The sequence below is a fragment of the Dysgonomonas sp. GY75 genome, assembly GCF_015234155.1.
Taxonomy (GTDB): domain Bacteria; phylum Bacteroidota; class Bacteroidia; order Bacteroidales; family Dysgonomonadaceae; genus Dysgonomonas; species Dysgonomonas gadei.
In genome coordinates, this window is the sequence record NZ_JADCLQ010000032.1 from 58928 (window position 1) to 82253 (window position 23326).

General features: G+C 35.1%; 25 protein-coding genes. 19 read left to right on the plus strand and 6 right to left on the minus strand.

Annotation, left to right across the window (positions count from 1 at the left end):
- Positions 1–4 precede the first annotated feature (4 nt).
- From IR083_RS11890 to IR083_RS11925, 8 genes are all read left to right on the plus strand, one after another.
- Positions 5–1003 carry a metallophosphoesterase family protein gene (locus IR083_RS11890; RefSeq protein ID WP_199343226.1) on the plus strand — a complete coding sequence of 333 codons (999 nt, stop codon included), beginning with the start codon at positions 5–7 and terminating at the stop codon, positions 1001–1003.
- An 851-nt stretch (positions 1004–1854) separates the two neighbouring features.
- Positions 1855–2022, plus strand: a complete 168-nt coding sequence (locus IR083_RS11895; RefSeq protein ID WP_242052406.1) for a hypothetical protein — start codon at positions 1855–1857, stop codon at positions 2020–2022.
- Positions 2023–2041: 19 nt separating this feature from the next.
- On the plus strand, positions 2042–4123 hold the full coding sequence (locus IR083_RS11900) for an efflux RND transporter permease subunit (RefSeq protein ID WP_194224495.1): 2082 nt from the start codon (positions 2042–2044) through the stop codon (positions 4121–4123).
- Positions 4124–4130: 7 nt separating this feature from the next.
- Complete coding sequence (locus IR083_RS11905; RefSeq protein WP_194224496.1) at positions 4131–5363, plus strand: TolC family protein; 1233 nt, start codon at positions 4131–4133, stop codon at positions 5361–5363.
- Positions 5364–5374: 11 nt separating this feature from the next.
- Complete coding sequence (locus IR083_RS11910; RefSeq protein WP_194224497.1) at positions 5375–6268, plus strand: radical SAM protein; 894 nt, start codon at positions 5375–5377, stop codon at positions 6266–6268.
- Positions 6269–6278: 10 nt separating this feature from the next.
- Positions 6279–7253, plus strand: a complete 975-nt coding sequence (locus IR083_RS11915) for a beta-ketoacyl-ACP synthase III (RefSeq protein WP_044215437.1) — start codon at positions 6279–6281, stop codon at positions 7251–7253.
- A gap of 498 nt (positions 7254–7751) precedes the next feature.
- Positions 7752–8036 carry a hypothetical protein gene (locus tag IR083_RS11920; RefSeq protein WP_006798111.1) on the plus strand — a complete coding sequence of 95 codons (285 nt, stop codon included), beginning with the start codon at positions 7752–7754 and terminating at the stop codon, positions 8034–8036.
- Positions 8023–8460, plus strand: coding sequence for an RteC domain-containing protein (locus IR083_RS11925; protein WP_052303045.1), 438 nt, complete (start codon positions 8023–8025; stop codon positions 8458–8460). Before IR083_RS11920 ends, IR083_RS11925 begins: the two co-directional genes overlap by 14 nt.
- A gap of 350 nt (positions 8461–8810) precedes the next feature.
- On the opposite strand, the gene IR083_RS11930 is transcribed toward IR083_RS11925, so the two are convergent.
- Together IR083_RS11930 and IR083_RS11935 are read right to left on the minus strand one after the other, a co-directional pair.
- Positions 8811–9014, minus strand: coding sequence for a hypothetical protein (locus IR083_RS11930; protein WP_006798115.1), 204 nt, complete (start codon positions 9012–9014; stop codon positions 8811–8813).
- On the minus strand, positions 8995–10050 hold the full coding sequence (locus IR083_RS11935) for a mechanosensitive ion channel family protein (protein WP_044215361.1): 1056 nt from the start codon (positions 10048–10050) through the stop codon (positions 8995–8997). Before IR083_RS11935 ends, IR083_RS11930 begins: the two co-directional genes overlap by 20 nt.
- Before the next feature lie 604 nt (positions 10051–10654).
- On the opposite strand from IR083_RS11935, the gene IR083_RS11940 reads away from it, so the two are divergent.
- From IR083_RS11940 to IR083_RS11990, 11 genes are all read left to right on the plus strand, one after another.
- Entirely contained in the window at positions 10655–10912 is a 258-nt protein-coding gene (locus IR083_RS11940; protein ID WP_006798118.1) for a GlsB/YeaQ/YmgE family stress response membrane protein, read from the plus strand.
- 110 nt (positions 10913–11022) lie between these two features.
- Complete coding sequence (locus tag IR083_RS11945; RefSeq protein ID WP_044215362.1) at positions 11023–12465, plus strand: alpha-amylase; 1443 nt, start codon at positions 11023–11025, stop codon at positions 12463–12465.
- Between the two features lie 29 nt (positions 12466–12494).
- Positions 12495–13394: an SDR family oxidoreductase gene (locus IR083_RS11950; RefSeq protein WP_006798120.1), complete on the plus strand. Its 900-nt coding sequence runs from the start codon at positions 12495–12497 to the stop codon at positions 13392–13394.
- A 210-nt stretch (positions 13395–13604) separates the two neighbouring features.
- Positions 13605–14663: a lactonase family protein gene (locus IR083_RS11955; protein ID WP_006798121.1), complete on the plus strand. Its 1059-nt coding sequence runs from the start codon at positions 13605–13607 to the stop codon at positions 14661–14663.
- 76 nt (positions 14664–14739) lie between these two features.
- Complete coding sequence (locus IR083_RS11960; RefSeq protein WP_006798122.1) at positions 14740–15228, plus strand: DUF421 domain-containing protein; 489 nt, start codon at positions 14740–14742, stop codon at positions 15226–15228.
- Positions 15229–15867: 639 nt separating this feature from the next.
- Complete coding sequence (locus tag IR083_RS11965; RefSeq protein WP_006798123.1) at positions 15868–16410, plus strand: ferritin-like domain-containing protein; 543 nt, start codon at positions 15868–15870, stop codon at positions 16408–16410.
- A gap of 228 nt (positions 16411–16638) precedes the next feature.
- Positions 16639–16815, plus strand: a complete 177-nt coding sequence (locus IR083_RS11970) for a DUF3008 family protein (protein WP_006798124.1) — start codon at positions 16639–16641, stop codon at positions 16813–16815.
- A gap of 92 nt (positions 16816–16907) precedes the next feature.
- On the plus strand, positions 16908–17882 hold the full coding sequence (locus tag IR083_RS11975) for an SDR family oxidoreductase (protein ID WP_317174719.1): 975 nt from the start codon (positions 16908–16910) through the stop codon (positions 17880–17882).
- Between the two features lie 53 nt (positions 17883–17935).
- A complete protein-coding gene (locus IR083_RS11980; protein WP_006798126.1) occupies positions 17936–18166 on the plus strand; it encodes a hypothetical protein in 231 nt (76 codons plus the stop codon).
- A 416-nt stretch (positions 18167–18582) separates the two neighbouring features.
- Positions 18583–18966: a hypothetical protein gene (locus IR083_RS11985; protein WP_006798127.1), complete on the plus strand. Its 384-nt coding sequence runs from the start codon at positions 18583–18585 to the stop codon at positions 18964–18966.
- Positions 18967–18988: 22 nt separating this feature from the next.
- Entirely contained in the window at positions 18989–19141 is a 153-nt protein-coding gene (locus IR083_RS11990) for a hypothetical protein (protein WP_006798128.1), read from the plus strand.
- Between the two features lie 247 nt (positions 19142–19388).
- Here the strand turns inward: IR083_RS11990 and IR083_RS11995 are convergent, their stop codons facing one another.
- From IR083_RS11995 to IR083_RS12010, 4 genes are all read right to left on the minus strand, one after another.
- Positions 19389–19841, minus strand: coding sequence for a ferritin-like domain-containing protein (locus IR083_RS11995; protein WP_194224498.1), 453 nt, complete (start codon positions 19839–19841; stop codon positions 19389–19391).
- A 920-nt stretch (positions 19842–20761) separates the two neighbouring features.
- Entirely contained in the window at positions 20762–21208 is a 447-nt protein-coding gene (locus IR083_RS12000) for a hypothetical protein (protein WP_006798134.1), read from the minus strand.
- Positions 21209–21242: 34 nt separating this feature from the next.
- Positions 21243–21722 (minus strand): GNAT family N-acetyltransferase, encoded by a 480-nt coding sequence (locus IR083_RS12005; protein WP_006798135.1) that lies wholly within the window; start codon positions 21720–21722, stop codon positions 21243–21245.
- Positions 21709–23271 carry a sigma-54 interaction domain-containing protein gene (locus tag IR083_RS12010; RefSeq protein WP_194224499.1) on the minus strand — a complete coding sequence of 521 codons (1563 nt, stop codon included), beginning with the start codon at positions 23269–23271 and terminating at the stop codon, positions 21709–21711. The genes IR083_RS12005 and IR083_RS12010 overlap by 14 nt, the downstream gene beginning before the upstream one ends.
- Positions 23272–23326: the final 55 nt, after the last annotated feature.

Consider the following 23326-nt stretch of genomic DNA (forward strand, 5'->3'; position numbering starts at 1 on the left):
ATCGATGAAAAAAATAGTGTCAATATTGCTAATGCTTATATGCATTACGAATACTTATGCTCAGGGGAAGCTACATTTTAATGAAAATGGTAAATTCAAAATTGTACAATTCACTGATATACACTATAAATGCGGATCTGAAGAATCTGCAAAGTCTATCAGAATGATGAAAGAAGTGCTTGAAAATGAGAAACCTGATCTTGTCGCATTTACAGGTGATATTGTTACAGATACTCCTGCAAAGAACGGTTGGGATGAGGTTCTGGCTCCCGTTATCAGCAAAAAAATCCCGTATGCGATCGTATTGGGAAATCATGACGATGAACATGACTGGACCCGCCGGCAAATAATGGATTATGTGATTAGTAAACCATATTGCTATGCGCAGACAGGGCCTGCATATTTGACCGGGGAGGGTAACTATGTTCTTGAGATAAAGAATACCCAAGAGAAAACAGGGGCGATACTTTATTTTATGGATTCTAATGCGTATAATAAAGTAGGTGAACAAAAAGGATATAACTGGTTCGGCTTTGATCAGGTAGAATGGTACAGAAACAACAGCTCCTTCTTTACGAGAGAAAACAATGGCAAGCCATATCCGGCTCTGGCATTTTTTCATATCCCTTTACAGGAATATACGCTATTACCTGATACAACCAAGAACTATGTAAAGAATGCTCCTGTATTTGGCAATAGAACTGAGAAAGAGTGCCCCGGAATTATAAATACCGGAATGTTTGCGGCAATGGTTGAAGGTGGAGATGTAATGGGTACATTTACAGGACATGATCATGATAACGATTACATTGGATACCTGAATGGGATTTGCCTTGCGTACGGCCGTTTTTCAGGCAGTAAGACGACTTATACCAGCCTGGGATACGGGGCAAGGGTTATTGAGCTTACAGACAATGAGCGGGTATTTAATACATGGATTCATTCCAGTGATAATAATATTCTTTATAATGTGAAATATCCGGATTCCTTTGTAGGGAAATAGGGGCTACAGGACAATAATCGTTTGTTTATTAAACAGTAACAGGTTTAGACTTGTTACTGTTTGTTATTTTATAAGCCGTGACTATGTATATCATATTCAGATATTTAAAATTACAAAGTCCCTGTCACAAAGTAAAAAAGACTTATAATAAGCTCTTTTTTAAGTTATTTGTCCAATTTAGCGGAGAGAGAGCTGAACATCCCTCATACAATCGTTTACCAATCTATATTTTAAATATATTAAGATCTCTTGGGTGAACACTTTGGGATCAAGAAAAAGTCTTCTATTTTCTGACTTTTGTCCGCCTTCTTATATACTCTTCAATAGGGGGGGCAGCGGGTTTTGAAACAGGTATTGCAGGACTTTTAGTTGTGTTTTCGGTACTTTTTCAGAAAGTCGTAAGTAGAAAGTACAGCCTTCTTTTTGAATATTCGGGAGAAATAAGAACTGTCTTCAAAGCCAAGTGAGAAAGAAATTTCATTGATATTGTCAATGGTATAGATTAGCAAACGCTTCCCCTTTAAGCGAAATGACATCAGAGCCTAGTGAGTATTCGATTTCAGTCGCAAAGGTATTCCGTGTTTTGCACGCTGACAGCAAGGTCATGCCCTAAAGGGTTTGGCGAAAAATCTTCCTCTTTTCCTCCTTTGTATCTATTCGGGCGAGCGTATTTATTCGTCAAAACCTTGCACAGCTAAACACTACCCTTTTTAAAGCTTCTGAAACTCGAATACTCCTCACCAGCTCCGATACGGCATAGCGTTAAAAAAAAGGTCAGAAATTATGAAACAAACGGCAGAAAAAACAGGAAACAGCGAATCACCTACCTTCCAATTAGCATAGGTTGGGTTTTGAAAATAGTCTTAATTATCGTGGGTTATTCCTTATGGGGAGCAGGGTTTATCTGGGCTTTGGTGGGCTTGTATCTCTTCTATGATGTGATTCGGGGTATTCTTTCGTGCCTGCTGATGCTGGGTGCTGTAATAGCCTTTATTTATCTCATGCTGACTTATTTATAACCCTTTAAAATTTAGAATTATGAGCAGAATATTTTTATTAGGTGCGAACAAGGAAATAGACAGAGCCGAACAAGTGGTAGAAATCAATCAAGTCATCCAAATGGAAGGATATAGCTATCACAGCTATGTAGTGTACGACACTACAAAAAATCAATGGGGTATCACTTACAAATTGATAAACCTAATGACAAAAGATTTTCATACAGCCGATATTATCCGACCATTGAAAGAGAAGTTTGGCATTGGGTTCTATTACGACAGCGACAACCCTCAATTTATGGACAGCTTTGAAGTAGCAATATTGCTCCAAGAAGCACAAGCCAAAGCCAATGAAGAAGCGGACGAGAAAGAAAAAGAACGCATACGACTAGAGGAAGTCAAAGCGATAGGTAGCAAACGTTTTGCCGAGATACTTCCCGAAAATGCACAGGCGGTTATCGTGGCAAGATTGAAACAGAACGAGAGCGACAGCCAAAGCGACTATTTTGCATCAAGAACGACACGGACTGTCATTTTAGGCTTTTCCACCCACAAAAGAGACATCTTTTCTGAAATGCGGAAACACGCATCCAACTTCGAGGAAACAGCCTATTTAGCCGAATACAACGCAGATTATGAACATCGGGAGAAATATTCGATGATGGCTATTGGTGCGTTTTGGTTTTTCAATTTACCGCTGCGATTAATGCCATTTGTTGAAAGAGATCAATTTGCAGTAGAAATATTTCTACCCAATGGAAAATCAATATATCAAACAACAGAGATAGCAGACAGTTTGGATAATATTCTTAGAAAAGATGGTCGCGTTGTATCAGTTACCTCTTTTGTAGGTTTAAGCTCTCCGAGGTTCCATGATACTTATGTGCCACAATTCCCGTCGGATAATTTTGCGCAATTTATAGTTAATACTTCTGATAAAAAAGCAACAAAAGAGATTCTTGATGAATATAGCCGTAAATACTCTGATTATTTTCCTGAAGCGTATATAAAGTTTAAGCAGATGGATTTTTCGGAAGCCCGATATCCTGTCGAAATCAGAGTAAGCGGAGAAGATATTCTCACAATAAAACAAGCAAGCGAAACACTTATGGCAGAAATGAAAAAGATGCCGGAGTTATTACTTATAAGAACCAATTTTGAAGAAAATTTACCGGGAGTTTCAATTAGGCTAAATCAGAACGAAACGAATAAACTGGGCATCGACAAATCAATTATTGCAATGAGTACCGCCTTGGAATTGGGAGATGGATTTCCTATTACAAATATTTGGGAGAAAGATTATCCTGTAAAAGTAATACTAAAATCAGAAAGAAAACAGGAAGAATCATTTTCAAATATCGGTAATGTCAATATACCTACGATGGGTGGCATGTCAAACATTCCATTAAGACAAATTGCATCTATCTCTCCCGACTGGAATGAAGGACAAATAGTAAGAAGAAACGGTGTCCGCACATTGTCAATATTAGCCGAAGTGGAAAGAGGGTATAATGAAATAAACATAACAAATAAAATAAAAAACAAAATAGATGAAATTGAATTACCCGAAGGAATAAAAGTAAGTTACGGTGGTATGAAAGAAGCTGACGGAGAAAGACTGCCCCAAATCGTAAATGGTTTATTAATTACGGTTTGTTTGATGCTATTTATTCTAATCTTCCATTTCAAGAAAATAGCCTTAGCCTTACTCACACTAGGTTCCACAATGTTATGCTTATTAGGGACAAGTATTGGTATGCAAATAATGGGTTCCGATATCAGTGTTACCTCTATATTGGGAGTCGTAAGTTTAATGGGTATTCTATTGCGAAATGGTATCATCATGCTCGATTATGCAGAAGTTCTCAGAAAAGAGCAAGGATTAACAGTCGAGAAATCTGCTATTCAGGCAGGAAGCCGTAGAATGCGCCCGATCTTTCTTACATCTACAGCCGCAGCCGTTGGGGTTATACCTATGGTTATCGGCGGTAGTCCATTGTGGACACCGCTAGGTTCGGTTATCTTTTTCGGGACATTAATAACTATGGTATTTATTTCAACAATACTACCCGTAGCATATTCTGTAATATTCAAATTCAAGGATAAAGAACTAAATAAATAGTATTGAGATGAAAATATTTTTTCTGATATATATTTTAGTGTTGGTCAGTACCCATGATTGCTTTTCTCAACAAAAGCTAACACTAGAAGAATGTAAGGAGTTGGCAAAACAAAACAATTATGAGATGAAAAAATCGGTATTGAGCATACAAGAGGCTCAACATGGGAAAAAGAATGCTTTTACAAAATATTTCCCTTCGGTTCAAGCAAACGGAATCGGATTAAAGTCTAATTCCGGTTTATTGGAAACAAGCATAATGGGTATGGATTTATCTCTTATTAGAGAGGGTTTTTATGGAGGAATCAGTGTGACACAACCTATTTTCGCAGGTGGGCAAATAATGAATGGCAATAAGCTAGCAGATAAACTAGTTGATATTCAGAAAAATCAATCGGAGATTGTTGCAGATGAAGTAGAACTGCTCACCGAACAATATTATTGGCAATATATACAACTTAAAGAAAAACTAAAAACTCTCGAAGTCATCGAAGAACTAGTCGGTCAAACCCTCAAAGAAGTAAGTGCTTCAGTAAAGGCAGGTTTAATAACCCACAACAATGAATTGCAAGTTCAATTAAAACTGGACGAAGTAAAAGCGAGTAAAATGGAACTCTACAATAATATAGATGCTGTTAAAATGTTATTATCTCAACATATAGGAATAATATCAGACAGCATAGAAATTACAGAGGTGGCATTTGAAAATGCAATTCATCCAAACGCTTTTTCTGTTAATTCCGATGCCGCTTTGCATGCTAATAAGACATATAATCTACTAGATAAAGGTATAGAAGTATCCAAATATCAAACCCAAATTGAAAAAGGGAAATTATTACCAACGGTAGCAGTCGGAGCCAACTATTTTTTTGAAAATATGGTAGACAGAAAACATACTGTTGGAATGGCTTTTGTTTCGGTTTCCATACCCATATCTGGTTGGTGGGGAGGAACCCATTCGGTCAGACAAAAAAAGATAAATGAAAAAATAATAGTCCAGATGAAAAACTATTATAAAGAACTGGAAGTAGCCTATCAGCAAATACAAATAGCAGAGAGTTCTGTAAAAAACGCTTCAGAGAATCTAAGACTCAATAACAACTATTATAAATCAGGACTTATTACCCTGAATGATTTATTAGATGCTCAAACACTTTTGCAAAAGGCAAAAGACACATTGGTTGATAGGCATACCAGATATTTAATAAAGTTATCTCATTATAAAAAAATTACAGGTCAATAAAAAATAAAAATATGGATGTACATGATATGCACTTCACAGGAACCATATGGCGTCCTCCCTATGAAGCAAATTCCGCTCTGATTCAGGCAACAATAAGTTGCAGTCACCACAATTGTAAATTCTGTAGTTTATATCCGGATATAAAATTTAAGATGTCGCCCAAAGATGAGTTTGAACATGATTTAAAAATCATTCAACATTATCAACCCAAAGCCCGGCGACTATTCTTAGTCGGAGCAAATCCGTTTGTAATGAGTTATGACAGGCTTTTGGATATAGGAATTATGATACGTAAATATCTTCCTGAATGCAAAAGCATAGGTATGTTTGCACGGGTTACAGATATAACTAAAAAGAGTGTGGAAGAATTGAAAAACCTACGTCATTTAGGATTCAACGGAATTACAGTTGGAACCGAATCGGGAGATGATATAACATTATCATACATGAATAAAAAAACATCGGCAGCCCAAACAATTGAGAATCTGAAAAAATTTGAAGAAGCCGGAATAGAGTACTACGTATCTTATCTTACAGGATTAGCAGGGCATGGTAATGGAGAGAGAAATGCGTTGGCAACCTCGGATATGTTCAATAAGTTAAATCCTTATATAGTTTCGGTAGTTTCATTGACCGTGTTTCCTGATACTCCGTTACAAAATGACATTGAACAAGGATTCTTTAAAGAAGCTACCGAACATGAAAGGCTCAAGGAATTACGTACTTTCATTAAAAGTTTGAATATAAACACTAATTTTTTTGCAAATACAGTTTCTAACCCTGTACCAATGACAGGGTTCTTGCCGGCGGATAAGGCTAGGTTGATAAAAGAGCTTTCTACCATAATTGATAAAGTAGATGAGAAGAAACTTAAAAATTATAGAAAAAATATTAGGTCACTTTAATTATTTAACAATGAGAAGAGCAGCAATAAAAGGTGTTGGAGCTTACTATCCTGATGATATTATTACAAATGAGTATTTGTCCGAATTGGTTGATACAAATGATGATTGGATTACAACCAGAGTAGGCATTAAAGAACGGAGAGTACTGAAAGAAAAAGGCACTTCGTATATGGGGGTGAAAGCCGTAAAAGAACTTCTGGTAAAAACAAATACAAACCCGGATGAAATCGAAGTATTAATATTTGCGACAACAACCCCTGATTATGTATTTCCATCAACAGCGTCTATTACGGCCCGAGAATGTAATATAAAAAACGCTTTGGGATTTGATATACAGGCTGCTTGTGCCGGATTCATATATGCGTTGGAATTAGGTTCTAATTTTATAAAAGCAGAAAAAAATAAAGTTATAGTTGTTGCCGGAGATAAAATGACAGCAATTACCAATTACGAAGATCGTACTACATGTCCATTGTTCGGCGATGCTGTGGGGGCAGTATTATTGGAACCGACTCTTGATGATACGGGAATCATAGACTCTCTCTTACATGTGGATGGCATCGGTACATCACATTTAAATATGAAAGGAGGCGGGTCTATTTATCCTGCATCCCATAATACAATTGAAAACAAAATGCACTATGTATATCAGGAAGGAAGAATTGTATTTAAACATGCTGTGTCTCGAATGGCAGATGTGTCAACTCAAATAATGAAGCGTAACAATCTTGTAAACGAAGATATCAATTGGTTGGTTCCTCATCAGGCTAATATCCGTATAATAGAAGCTGTCGGTAACAGAATGGGACTAGAACCGGAAAAAGTAATGGTAAATATTCATAAATATGGAAATACAAGTGCAGGCACAATACCACTGTGTTTATATGAATGGGAATCGAAGTTAAAGAAAGGAGATAATCTAATTTTGTCCGCATTCGGAGCAGGGTTTACATGGGGAAGCATCTATTTAAAATGGTCATATTGAAACCAATAAAATGAAAAGACTATTAATTATCATCAATATTCTATGTGCGTTCATGCACCTCTTATTCGAGATACATATAGAGGACAGTGGAGGGATATATAGCTTTGTATTAGTAGAAAATTTAATAGTGACCTTCTCCTTTCTATTAATGGCATATCTTGTATTTGATTCAAGTAGATATATAAAAAACTTATATATCAACCTTATATTCTGGTTTACATTTGTAATAGGTGTCTTGCTTTTCAAGCCTACTGTAACAACTTTGCAAATACTTGAAGAATATTTATTCCAAATACCCCAATGGCTGATCCTTTTTGGCTTCGGCATCATTACTCTATTTTTTAATATTGTGGAAATAATAAAAAGAATTGGGAAATAAAGAGATAATTAAATGTATACGATGACACGTAATCTTCATATTTATGATGAATGGAAAGATAAAAATACTGATGTATAGTCAATTAAAAATTATTTACTATAACATTTAAATCAATTATTATGCAGAAGTTAATGCAAACGAGGTTATTTCGGTTATTATCGAAACCCTCACAAGAAGAACAATATATTTCACAATTAGAAGAATCATGTGATGAATTCGCTTTAAAGCTATTAACCAGGCTCCAATTTGAAACAACCCATATGGAATTATATTATAGCCTTGGTTTTGTCCATTTAAAACTTATCGGATTTTGTGAATTATTATCCGGTGAGAAGGGAAAAAAATGCTTTCAAGATTGTAATGAAGGCCGTGTATTTGGTTGGGTTGAGTATGCAGGTACTTGAATGGCGAATTACTACACCAAACAAAAACCTTAAATGTTTTTCTGAAAATAAATTTTCCTATTCAAACAAAGATTTGCTGTCCTATCATAATAATATAGGAAGTAATCTCCTAAATTCGAACTTGATTGAAAACCCTCCACCCCTATATCCTATATATCCTAAAACAAGGATAACTTGGACAGCAAACAAGATTGATTTGATTGAACTTATCTATGCTTGGGAAAAAGTGGGTTGTTTTAATTATGGAAATGTGAATATCAAAGAAATAGTTGCTTATATAGAAGTTGTTTTCAATATAGATTTAGGAGATTACTATGGAACCTTTAAAGAAATGCGTAACCGAATAAACCGTACCTCCTTTCTGGATAAATTGGTTAGAGTATTAAATGACCGTATGGATGAGATTGATAGAAAAAGTCAATAAGAAAAGCCTTAAATATAACCTAAATGGCATTCTCTCGAACAATGCTAATATTCAAAATTAAGAGAGGCCTAAAGATCCAATTTTATCTTATACATCAGTATTTCAAAAACACATCTATTTTTTTTAGTTACACTAGTATGTCAAAGAGAATATTAATTAAGGTTTAAAACTATCTAATTACGTAAAACGATAGGAATCTAAATTTGATTATTTATATTGGATATGATACTGGTATCATCAAGCACAGTACCAAAGAAGCACTATGTCTATTTATTTACATGGTTGTTTTATTGTACTATAAGATATTCAAATAAAGCTGATTGCTAAAAGACAAAATATTTCATCTTACTTTATTTTATATCACTTTTCATTCCCGCTTTATTATCGTCTATATATACATCCTCGCGAAACGCATGTAGATGTTCCGATTCCGTTCTCTTTTTATCGCTGCCAAGTCGGTCAGTTTTCTTCACAGAACTCCCTAATATTTTGTCTAAGTGAGGAGGAGTCATTCCGTATTTCATCATAATAGCATTAACTTGATACCTTTTCATCTGAATCATTTTTCCCTTCAAAATGTATTTGTATCGGATGAACAAATTTTAGTTTGGCCTGATTAAACGTCCTCAAAACTTCCATATTGACATCAGATGTAGTTTTTCCTATATCTCCTTCTTTATCTATAAAGTAGATGAACGTAATAACAAGTGCTGAATCGGTAAAGTCAGAAAAGTTAATGACCAGGTCATTTGGAGAAACATATTGTACTTTGGAAGGTATTTCTTTTAATATATTCATTGCGGCATTCATCATTTCATAAGTAGTATTGTAAGCCAGATTTATTTTCATTACCACCCGTCTCTTTGGTTCAACAGTGATATTAATGACATATGCATCGGCTACTTTATAGTTAGGAAAAGAGATGATTCTTTTATCATAATCCAGCATTTTCGTACTTCGTGCACCGATATCAATAATGGTACCTTCAAAATTATCTATCTTTACTGTATCGCCTATATTAAACGGTTTGTCTGTAAGTAAAGTAAAAGCCCCTAAAATATTTTTAACCGTATCCTGTGCTGCTAATGCAAAGGCAATACCACCAATGCCCAAGGTGCCCAATAATGCACCTATATTAACGCCTACGTTGCTTAATGCCATCACTAACCCTATTATCCATACCACGACGAGTAATGTACGTTTTACCACAGGTAGCATTCTTTGTGTATGATTTTTTTTGACCCAATATTCTTCTAACAGATTGCTCACTAACCGAGCTGCAAGCCATGTAATATTCAATATAATTAGTATTTTATATGCATTATCCACTGCATGGACAAAACCGTCAGGATATACAAGTCGGTGAATTGCGATCCATATTCCTATCAGCATTATAGCAAATAGAACAGGGGATCTTATCGAATCATAAATAATATCATCTAAACGATTAGAAGTCTTTTTTATAAATGAGCCCATTACTTTTTTTAAAAAGAATGAAACTAATTTTGCAATAATAAATGCACCGACAATGATGAGAATAGAAATACCCCAGTTAAGGATAGAATTTCCCCAAATTTCCTTTTCTAACATGATCATAATAATTAATTATTAAACTCTCTCGTTTACAGCACTTTTTACAGTTTTCTCGGATTCCATCATTCTCTTTTTAAGTAACTGCCAATTTTTACCTACAATATTTACTTACTACACTGAATACCTTCCAGTGTAGTAGAGCGCCCAGATAAACAGCAGTTAAGGAGATAAAGGTTATTACATCAGATAACCTTCTATTTAACAATGGATCTTTGCAGATTTAAACAGTAACAAAAAAGCAAAAGTTTAACGTAACAAGTTAAATAACCTATTTTAACGGTCATATTTACAAGCCATTAGGTACTTATTTTATTTTTATTTAAGAATAAAATAGATTCCACCTGTCTGTTTTAACATATACGCTATACATACAATACAGTCTAACCATCTGTTTATAAATAATTTAAACGAAATAGAAAAGAGTTATTTTGTTTCGGCCTAATTATTTAAAACAAATTTCATTTACAAAAAGTTCCTAATCCCACTATTTGGGTGACAATAAACAATCTATATACAGATCACGTTCTAGTTAATATCAATTCCTGCCACTTATTCTTGGTGGAGACTCGTACAGAACATAAATAATAAAAAAGGTATAATTATGGAAGGATTAGGAATACTTTGGGCCATTATTATTGGTATTGCTGCCGGTGCAATAGCCGGTTGGATAATGAAGGGGCATGGTTTTGGAATAGTAATAAACCTTATTGTCGGTTTAGTCGGAAGTCTATTGGGCGGATGGATTTATGGGTTGTTAGGTATAACTACGGGAGGAATATTAGGCGTGCTATTAATGTCTGTAATCGGTGCTGTAGTGTTACTTTGGATTATTTCATTATTCAGAAGAAAAAGTCCTTAGGCACATTCGGTTTTCAAAAGGTTCTTTCCCGAATCATAGAGAGATGAAGGGGAAGAACCTGAAAATAAGAAATAACCGGTTATTTTAAATTACAATTTTATTCTTGAAATATGAAAAATGGTGTGATGATGCAATATTTCGAATGGAATTTGCCCAATGATGGTACATTCTGGATACAGTTAAAAAATGATGCAAAACATCTTAGTGAAATAGGCGTGACCTCTGTTTGGATTCCTCCGGCATATAAAGCGGATGAACAGGAAGATGAAGGGTATTCCACCTATGATTTGTTCGATCTGGGAGAATTTGATCAGAAAAATACGGTTCGCACTAAATACGGCACAAAGGGAGAGTTGGTAGAAGCGATAAACGAGCTTCATAAATATCAGATATGCGTCTATCTGGATGCTGTGATGAATCATAAAGCCGGAGCGGATTATACCGAACGATTTATGGTTCAGGAAGTAGACCCTGAAAACCGGGATAATCCTATCAGTGAGCCTTATGAGATAGAAGGAAGGACAGGCTATGATTTTCCCGGAAGAGGTAATAAATATTCCGACTTTAAATGGAACTCGAGCCATTTTTCAGGAACTGACAAAAATGAAGCCGATGGCAGATGCGGCATCTACCGCATACTAGGTCAGGACAAATATTGGAGTCAGAGAGTAAACGGCGAAAATGGCAATTATGATTATTTAATTCGCAATGATCTCGATCTGAATCATCCCGACGTTGTAAAAGAATTGAATCATTGGGGTAAATGGGTTTCCAGGGAGTTGCAACTGGACGGAATGCGTTTGGATGCAATTAAGCACATGGACGATAATTTCATAAAACAGTTTTTGGATAAGGTAAGAGCTGAGAGAGGAGACAATTTTTATGTGGTTGGGGAATACTGGAAAGGAGACTTTGGCCTGTTGAAAAGTTATCTTGAATTCATGGAATGTAAACTCGACCTGTTCGATGTGCCTCTTCATTTCAAGATGTTTCAGGCATCGTGCCAGGGGCGTGATTTTGATTTCACGGGTTTTTGGGATGACACATTGGTAAGCAATTTCCCTGAAAATGCTGTAACCTTTGTCGATAATCATGATTCTCAATGCGGAAGCTCATTGGAATCTGAAATAGAAAGCTGGTTTAAACCACAGGCATATGGATTGATTTTATTAATGGAAAAAGGATATCCCTGTATTTTCTATGGTGATTACTATCGGATAGGAGATCAGGATTCCCCTCACAGGACGATTATAGATATTCTATTAGGAGTGCGTCAGAAATATGCTTATGGGGATGAAAATAGCTATTTCGACCATTGTAATACAGCAGGCTTTACAAGAATGGGCGATGATGACCATCCCGGTTCCGGCTTAGCCCTGCTTTTATCTAACGGCGATGATGGAGACAAAGTAATGTATGTAGGAGAACATCATAAAGATGAAGTCTGGTATGACGTGACAGGTAGTATAGATGACGAGGTCACCATCGGTGATGATGGGCAGGCTCTGTTTAAAGTCCGCGGAGGCAGACTTGCTGTCTGGATCAAGAAATAAACGGATATAGTTTTTTTAATAAAGAGAATATGAAAAAACAAGTACCAAATAAATTACAAAATCCTGTTACACAGTACAGGCAATATAGATTTTCTAAGCGAACACAGAAATATCCCGGCATACAATCCAAGATGCCGATGGAACCTGATTGTGGAGAAGAAAGTTATAAAGGAAATGGGCGCCTGGAAGGACGTAAAGCCCTCATTACCGGAGGTGATTCAGGTATAGGGCGGGCTGTAGCTATCGCCTACGCCCGCGAAGGTGCAGAGATAGCTATAAACTATTTGAAATCTGAGCAGAGAGATGCTGATTCGTTAGTAGAATTACTTGAAAGGGAAGGGAAAAAAGTGACTCTTATTCCAGGAGACTTACGCGATGAGAAATTCTGCAGGCAAATGATTAAGAAAGCTCATAAAAAATTAGGGGGGCTGGATATACTAACTTTTGTCGCTGGGAAACAAGTATCCAAAACGGATATAAAAGATATAACGACAGAACAAATAACAGATATTTTCAAAATAAATGTGTTCTCTTTGTTCTGGACTATTCAGGAAGCTTTACCTCTTCTTCCGCCGGGCGCTTCTATTATTACGACGTCTTCTTTACAAGCCTATCAGCCAAGCCCGGATTTATTGGATTATGCGGCAACAAAGAGTGCCATTATAAACTTTACCAGAGGTTTAGCAAAGCAAGTTGCAGTCAAAGGTATAAGAGTAAATTCAGTAGCCCCGGGCCCTATATGGACTGCTTTGCAATTAAGTGGCGGTCAGCAACAGGAAAGACTCTCCCAGTTCGGGAAGGGAACCCCTCTTAAAAGAGCCGGGCAACCTGTGGAATTAGCAGGTGTATATGTGTTTCTGGCATCACAGGAATCAAGTTATGTTACAGCTGAGGTTTATGGAGTTACAGGCGGAGATCATCTGAGCTAAGCTTAATAAATAGTTTTTATAAAATATTGACTATCTAAAAGTAGATTATCATATAAATTAGAACTCCCTATGAAGGCAAACATATGACAAATAAAAGCCAAAGGCTATAAATGATCAACAGGAGTATATGTCAGAAAGGATATATTACTTATACTGAAATATGCCTTTATTCTCTCTTTCAATCGTAAATAAACAGACAATTATTTGATAATGAAAAATAATATACATCTGCTCGCCGGTACCTATGCTACCGGTAAGGAAAACGGAATCTACGTCATTCGGTTTAACCAGAATAATGGTGAGTATGAAAATATAGGAAAAACTGAAGTTGATGACCCTTCTTATTTTGTCCTCTCCAACGATAGGAAATTCGTATATTCTGTTCTGGAGAATGAAGGAAGTCCTTCTTATGTAAATGCATTTTCATATAATAAGAATAAAGAAGAGCTTGATCAGAAAGACAGCATACTTAGTGGTGACAATGGCTCTTGCTATATCACTATCGACAAGGATGATAAATATGTAATAACAGCAAATTATGGAGGGGGTAGCATAAGTGTATTTCGCATCGATAAAAATGGGTTATTTTATAAAATGTCTCAATTGATAGTTTTCGAAGGACAAAGTGTTGATCCTGAAAGACAGACCAGGCCACATATCCATTGCGTTGAATTTTCTCCCGATGGAAGGTATTTATTAGCCTCGGATTTAGGTACAGATAAAATTTACCAGATAGAAATAGATCAAGAATGTGATGAATGTGGAAGAGAATTTATAATCAAAGAAACTATCAGAAATATTAAAGTCCCAGATGGTTCCGGTCCCCGGCACATTAAGTTTCATCCATCAGGACAATACTTTTACGTAATTAATGAGCTATCAGATACTATTATCACGTTTTCATATAATAAAGGTGAGATACTTCAACTACAGGAAATGCCTGTAGTAACAAATAATGCAAGAGGAAGCGCAGATGTTGTGATCACCCCCGATGGTAGATTTCTATATGCTTCGGTCAGGCTAAAAGAAGATGGAATCGCTATTTTCAGCATTAATTCCACTAATGGCATATTGGACAGGATTGATTATCAAATTACCGGGACTCACCCCCGTAATCTGCAAATTACTCCAAATGGGAAATTTTTATTGGCAGCCTGTAGAGATAGTTCTTGTATAGAGATTTATGAAATTAAAAAGGATACTGGCATATTGGAAAATATTAATAATGACATTCAGATAACAGAGCCGGCTTGTCTTAAATTCATTTAAATTAAAACTAAAATATATTGATCTACTGACCAATACACGAGTAACTGATTTTTTATAAAAGTGATTTATCTTTAATATGTTAGACAATATTCATTTAAATACCGTACTCAACTCTGCTATTATTTACATTTTTATTATTGTAGGGTTACGATTCCTAGGTAAAAAAGAACTAGGGCAACTCTCTGTTACCGACCTTGTTGTCATAATGCTTATAAGTGAAGTAGTCGGCGATGTAATGAGAGCATCGGATGACTCTCTATCCGGCGCTTTAATAGGAGCGGCTACAATTATGATCTTAAATAAAATTATTGAATGGTGGACTTATAAATCCAAAAGATTGAGGCAATTTATGGAAGGGAATCCTGTTATATTGATACGACATGGTGTATTGAATAAAAAGGAAATGAAAAAAAATAAAATAACCATTTCAGACATGGAACAAGTCGGCAGAGAACACGGTATAGGAGATATATCTAAAATTGCCCTTGCTATATTAGAAGTGGATGGGAAAATAAGTATACTCAAGGGAGAGTATATTAAAACGGAAGAAAAAGTAGGAGAATAATTATCAATAATGACTATTCAGTACTAATAGACAGTGTCCAGGATATTGTCTAGAATTACCATTCTTTGAGTCGGAACCTTTTTTGGAATTTTCATTTTTGCTCTTATTCGATCCGGATTATTTTTTTGTTCCTGAATCTTTAGAATATTCAGTTGTCTTCATAATTCATTTTTTTTTATTAAGTTACCCTCACTTATCTAATATGCTGAATGGCATATCTTTATTTTTTATTCAAAGAATTACATTCTTGCTTCAATTTTTATGTTTTGCTATACTTAGGTTTCAGAATAAAACTATTTCACCGAACCATAATAATAACCTTCACCAACTTATCTCAACTATATTAATGGTATTCCTAAAAAACAAGGATTATACCCATACTTCTCTTTAATTTATACTCATTTCAAATTACAACAAAGGATGATTTATTTAAGTTCTACTTACTGAGTTAAATATATACATTAAAAATGCAGAAATCATAAATCACTGTAAATATGGAAGATATAAACATAATTTATTTATAATTAAGGGTTTTCAGAAAACCGAGGCTATTACTTTACGGTTCTATTATGTAACTCCTAGAGCGTAAATACAGAATAGGAGTAATAAAAAAATAATTTCTAACAAAATTTTTTAATTATGACAACAACGAATAATAAAGGAAATAGTATAAAAACAAATGGAACGGATAATTCTGAGTTCCATGAATTTTTCGTGGAGGAATTAAAAGATATTTATTGGGCCGAACAACATTTGGTTAAAGCTTTACCCAAATTGCAAAAGGCATCGACAAGTCCTAAATTGGCTTCTGCTTTTGAAAAACATACACAAGAAACCAATACCCATATTACTACTTTGGAACAAGCTTTCGAATTATTAGGCGAAAAAGCCCAAGCTCACAAATGTGATGCTATGGAAGGTCTATTGGAAGAAGCTGATTCCATTATAAAAGATACAGACAAAGATACATTTATACGGGATGCGGGTTTAATTCTTGCAGCACAAAAAGTTGAACATTATGAGATTGCTACATATGGCACATTGGCAGTTCTGGCGAGGACCAAAGGTTATAATGAAGTTGCAGCTCTGTTGCAACGAATTCTTGACAATGAAAAAGCGACTGATGTAGCTTTGACTAAAATAGCCGAAAGCCATATAAACGAGCGGGCAGCAGAAGAATAATTATCTCTGAGGCTAGACGAAATAAGATTGATAAATAGTCATGTTATTAGAGTTTCTATTACTTTAATTTTATTTAGTCTTTGGCTTATATGAGCTTTGCAATTTTAAAGTATTGGATGCGTGAAACATTTTATGTTATTTAAGAACATTTATTATCTCTAAGGACAATGAATTTTTACGCATTGTTTTTTATATATAGAATATCTAAATAATAAAAAGAAAAATATTATGCCAGCAAAAAGTGAAAAACAAAGACGATTAATGGGAGCTGCTCTCGCTTATAAAAGAGGAGAAACCAAAAATGTAAGTGATGAAGTGAAAAAAGTGGCAGATAGTATGACCGAAAAAGAATTGGAAGATTTTGCTTCTAAACCGAAAAAGAATAGGAAAGAGGGAAAGTCGTAATGGCTTCTGCTTAATGACAATATACATAATCAGGCTGAAACACGGGCTTTTATCGGGTAGAGATAATGGAATCACCGGAAACAGTAACGGGCATGAGTTATTCCAAGGTTGAGGGAAAACTTACTGTTTGTATAATAAACGAACTTCAACTTTTAAACAAAGAAGAAATGAATAAAAAAGAACAAGATAAAATACAAAATCCTGTTACAAAGTATAGGCAAGATGGGTTTCCCAAACAATTACAGAAATCCCCGGGAGTGCAATCTGAAATGGAGCCTGTACCTGATTGCGGCGAAAAAAATTATAAAGGAAATGGGCGCTTGGAAGGGCGTAAAGCTCTTATTACCGGAGGTGATTCGGGAATAGGACGTGCGGTAGCTATTGCGTATGCCCGTGAAGGTGCAGATATAGCTATCACCTATATGAAATCAGAGCAAAAAGACGCTGATTCATTAGTAGAATTGCTTGAAAAGGATGGAAGTAAGGTTATTCTTATAGAGGGAGACTTGAGTGATGAAAAATTTTGTAGGCAAATGATTAAAAAGGCCAATGAAAAATTAGAAGGACTGGATATACTCGCTTTTGTTGCCGGCAAACAAGTTTCTAAAACAGATATACGTGAAATCACAACAGAGCAACTTATGGATACTTTCAAGATTAATGTATTTTCTTTATTTTGGATGGTTCAGGAGGCTTTACCTTTTCTTCCACCGGGCTCTTCTATTATTACTACATCTTCGATCCAAGCATATCAGCCGAGTCCTGATTTGTTAGATTATGCTGTAACAAAAAGTGCAATTCTAAACTTCACCCGTGGATTGGCAAAGCAAATTGCAGAAAAGGGCATAAGAGTTAATTCTGTGGCTCCGGGTCCTATATGGACTGCTTTACAAGTCAGCGGCGGCCAGCAGCAGAAAAAACTACCCAAGTTCGGACAAGCAACCCCTCTGAAGAGAGCTGGACAACCAGCAGAACTTGCAGGCGTATATGTATTCCTCGCATCTGATGAATCAAGTTATGTTACAGCGGAGGTATATGGGGTGACAGGAGGGCACCATCTGGGATAATTCAATAAACGAAATGTTTAAACTCAAGATTACTAATTAAAAAACAAACTATTATGGCAATAACAACTCCAAATGAAGGTAAATTTACAGTGGCAATAGAAAAGCAAACGTCAAAAATACCTTCGGCTGTTTATCTGGCAGCTTCATTAACAGTGATGGCGGCTTCACTCACTTTAAAATGTTGTGGTAAAAGACATATCGCTTTATTTGTCGGACAATGGGCCGCTCCATTTTTGATTATGGGATTATATAATAAAATTGTGAAAACGGAAGGTCATGATTAATCGATCAAAAAACATTGAAGGAAGGCATATTTTAGAAAAAAATATGCCTTCCTTTTATCAATAATTAATATCGGTCGGCGATATTGAATAAAATCTATCTTCATAGAAATTCTCAGGAAAAATATACGAAAGTTCATATACAAGGCGTTCTTTTTCCTCAAGTTTAATCTTTACCCTAACTGCCCTCTTCTAGTTTAGATATAGTAATTCTTCTCCTACATTTTGAGAGTAATATTTCATTTCTATTGTGTTTATTAACCTTTTATGTACCATATCCTTTGAGTATGTATATTTATGTCTGGGATTTATAATATAAATTAATTAATAACCTTTATTACAACCCGCTATATGTTTGACATGTTTTTTAATATAGACCGACATCGATCGGTTTTTTACTAATGAAACAATTATTCATCATGAAAGCAATTGATTTGAAAAAAAGTATTGTGTTATTATTCGCAATATTACTATCCACAATGGCAGGATTCTCCCAGAATGAGAAACGGACAGAAGCGGCAAAAGAAGCTGCAACTCTACTAACGGATACACTGACTGCAGCTCTTACTTTAACACCGGATCAAAAAGAGGCAGTCGCTGATTATAATGCAGCCTACACTCTGGCGCTTTTCACCACCATACCATTATCAGAAGATGCGGTTAAAGAGTTTGATTCAACACTGGATACTAATTTAAAAGGAGTACTCGATGATGAACAATATACACTATGGGGTGAAAAGAAAAAAGACTGGCTAAATATTATTAAACTGAAAGTTCCAAAAGAAGAACTACCGGAGCAATAATATTATACTAAATATGAATGTTATGAAGAAAATATTAATTCTCTTGTCGGTACTTATAGCGATCTTTTCTTTGAGTTGTACCAATAACAAGAAAGCAGAGCCGCCTAGTGATCCTGTAGAAGTAAAAGATTCCACACTGATAAATAAAAACAGTAATGATTCTTTGGAATATTGATACATCTATTTATTTGCAATCAATATAGAGAGGAATACCTTTTATAGAAGTATAAAGGGTATTTTTTAAAGTCCAATAGCATCAGAGATAAGTGAGGATTCACAAGAACTATGAATGCGGGTGAAAGTAATATGTGCGAGTACTGCAATAAAAATGACGAATGGGTAGAAGCTGAAGCAGGAAATCGTGAAAAATAAGGGAAGAGGCCTTTGTCTCTTCCCTTATTGCATTAAATAAATATATTTTCTTAACCAAGTGCATCACGCATTGACCTGATATGATCGCGTGAAATCTGTATTTCTGCCCGATGACGAATTACCTTTAGGCGTTGCTCCTGCGTAAGATTCTCGCAGTTCAATGCTTCTTCATAAGCACGCAAAGCAGCATCTTCACCCAGTTCGCAGCTCTCGAGAATAGCTCTTCGATTATTTCCCGAAAAAAATGCTTTCACCTCCATCCATGCACGATATATCTTACCGGACACCATTGTCCCTTCGGCAACTACCTCACCTGTGCGACTTACTTCAGGAACCAATTCATTGCGAAACTGACTACTTTGATTAACCCTTTCCTGGAATACGCTTCTTAACTCGGCATCTTCTGGTTGTAGCTCGTCAATTGCTTTCTGATAACCTTGCACTCTGTCGTTATTGATTAATATTAAATCATTCAACGTTTCTGCCTGTCTTTCTAAATTCATAATCGATTCCTTTCTTTTTAATTTAAATTGAATCCCACAAACTGATGTGTTTAAATAAAACAAATGTTGTTTTCTTATTGTTTTATAGATAGTTACTAATAAAGTATAATATATAAAAAAGTTACTGCCGGTATTACTATGCAGAACATAGCAAATCACAGAAAAATACACAAAAACAGCCTTATATACTAAAAATCAACTAAGTAAAGCTAAGAAAAACACAGAATAATAATCGTTACCATTTAGGGAATATGCGACGAACAGCAAATCTGAGAAAATCACAGAATTTTAATTTCCATCTTTTTATATAAGAAAAGTCCAAAACACAGTGGATAGAAGAATTCGAAATATAAGTATTCGTGTTTTTTGTTTACATCCTCTATTTAAAACAGAAAGGAATAAAATACGGCCAAATACTTAAGGTTAGTTTGTGGCCAAACCATTATCTTATTATGAGATGCATTTTAAACAACTCAGTAATAGAATTCAGTTGTAAATTATCTAGTACTCCAACTCTGTGAAACCCATAGTAAATCGATTGAAAGGGAAAAGTATTGAGGCTTTCGTGACTAATGCTACAATAGAAAGCTCACTCAAGAAGAATAGTCGAAAATAAATAAATCACATTTAAATCATTATTATTCAGTCATGTATAGGTACATGTCCTTTTATATCTTATAATTGAAAGTGGTAGATTCGACCAAAATATAACTGTGTCACATGAAAAAATCTGTAGATAACGATAGAGCATGCCAAATCAAATTAAGTCTCTCTTTTTAAGAATCGATTTGATTAGTAAAATATAAGTGAGTTATTCTTTTATTTTTAGGCTAAAAAGGATATCGAACAATAACATGGTCCAAATATTTCGTTTTTTTAATCTCGTACTTTTTAAGTTAGTGTTGAAAAACTATTTTTGATCATTTGCTGAATAAGTATGATATTTCATCCTTTCTTTTTTCAACCCATTGCTTTAATACCTCAATCCCCTTTACCATTTCTTGCAAATCTTGATGTGATGGAGTACGATATCCGAAGCCTTCAATGGAACAGATTGCTTCAAACTTACCCACAAAAATTGCTGTTTGTTTTATTGATTCAGGAAGTTCGGAATCAAAGTCTAATGCCTCTTTATACATGGCTAATGGCATGTGATGAGAAGCATTCCAATCATAACGAGCTAGAAGCGCAACAAAATATTTTTCGGTGCTCATTATAGCCAGATTATACAAAAAGTCATTATCAAAACGGGGCTTTGGGGTATTGATGCTTTTTGCCAACATTGAATAATAAGAGTTTGCATATTCTAAACTTGTACATAATACAGCGTACAAATCTTTTTCCGGAATTATTAAATCTGTACTCATTTATTTTCTTTAAATTGATTGATGATGATTCGATCTAGAGTAAATTTTTTCGCCAATAATACATTGACGGTTCTGTCTCCACAAATCCCATTTTCTTATATAAGCTCTGAGCGACTAAATTATCAGTTCGAACTTCCAACGTAATTCTACTGCATTTCTTGCCGTATGCTATTTCTATTATCTCTTTCATCAATAGACTCCCTATATCTTTACCTCTGTATGTGGGCAAAACTATCAGGTCATGGATATTAATCATAGGACTAACCGTAAATGTGGAAAAATTCTCAAATGCGACTAATAATCCACAAAATACATCTTCCCACATGGCTAATAATACAATTGAGGTTGGGTGTTGATTTAATCCATCAACTAACTTCAATTGTTTTAATTTACTCAGAGTTTCCCCTCCACCCATATTATCTGCTATATATGCGTTCATTAAGTCACCTAATGCATTCAGATGATCCGTATTTGTATAGTCACATCTAATTATATTTATGTTAACTGGCTTCATTCGTAAGATTTTTATAGTCCTGTATCTGAATGTTATACTTATTAATCCTTAGTCCCATTATGCGCTCTGTTACACCTAATTGACCAGAAGCTTTGACAATGCTTCCGTGTGCGGCTATTAATGTATCTATAATTAGTTGCTTTTCGACTCGCTCCAATATGCTGTTTAACGTTCCTTTATCTACAGTATCAGAGGAGACTCCGGTTTGTAATGTGGGTGGTAAATTATACGAGTGTATAACTCCGTCAGTAGTTAATATCATAGCCCGCTCTATAACATTTTCCAGTTCCCGGATATTACCCGGCCACGAGTACATCATTAACATATCCAATGCACCTCCGGTTATACGTTTTACATTTGTTTTATTGATCTTATTTAATTTTGCAATGAAATGATCGGTCAATATTGGTATGTCAGCTCGTCTTTCTCTCAATGAGGGTACATAGATCGGAAACACATTTATCCGGTAATAAAAATCTTCCCGAAAAGTATCCTGCTTGATCATTTCTTCCAGATTTCTATTTGTTGCTGTTATTATCCGGACATTTATATTTATTGTTTTAGTTCCTCCAACTCTTTCAATTTGCCGTTGCTGTATTACTCTTAATAACTTTACTTGTATTGAAAGCGGAACATCTCCTATTTCATCTAAAAATATCGTACCTCCGTCAGCCATTTCAAAGCGTCCCATATGTGACGCATTGGCCCCTGTGAAAGAACCTTTTTCGTGTCCGAATAATTCGCTTTCTATCAGGTTTTCCGGAAGGGCCGAACAATTTACTTTGATAAAAGGCTTCGAAGCTCTTTTACTGGCATTATGTATAGCTTCGGCTATTAGTTCTTTACCAACTCCACTCTCTCCTCTAATCATAACTGTACTATTGGTGGGAGCAACTCTATTTATAAGGTTATACAAATCATTCATCAAAGATGAATTACCAATAATATTATCGGGCTTTGGAGAGTTTTCTCTTCTGAGTTTTATATTTTCTTTCCGTAATTCTTCTAATTCTTCTATATGCTTACGTCTTATTGATACATTTTTTCCTATTAGCATCCCCACGATATTCAGGAATTTTATTTCCGCTGAAAAATCTACAATACCTTGGTGAGCCTTATGAATACTCAATGTTCCGGTTATTTCATTCTTCAGAATAATAGGAACACAAAGAAATGCCATCATCTGATTGTTATTTCTTTTTATTCCTGTTTTATTTAAAAATTTAGAGTTTTTAGAAATATCTTTTATAACAATAGGTGTTTCAGTCTGAACGACCTCTCCGATAATACCTTCTCCTATTTTGTATACACCTCTGCTTTTCTCCTCTTTAGTTAAGCCATGAGCTGCACTAATCATAATTTTATCATAATTTCGGTCCACAATTGTTATCATGCTGTATTGTGCACCTAAAAAGTCGCATAAATCATTTAGCACCAATTCCATATCTTTATATATATCCTGACTATGACCAATCGCGTTGCTTATATTAACCAAAAACGTTAAATCAGTTTCAGCATAGCAGCTACGTTTCATTTTATCGCAATACATATTTTTTCCATTTTAACACAGTATACACAAAAATAACTTTATGAAACAAAAATAA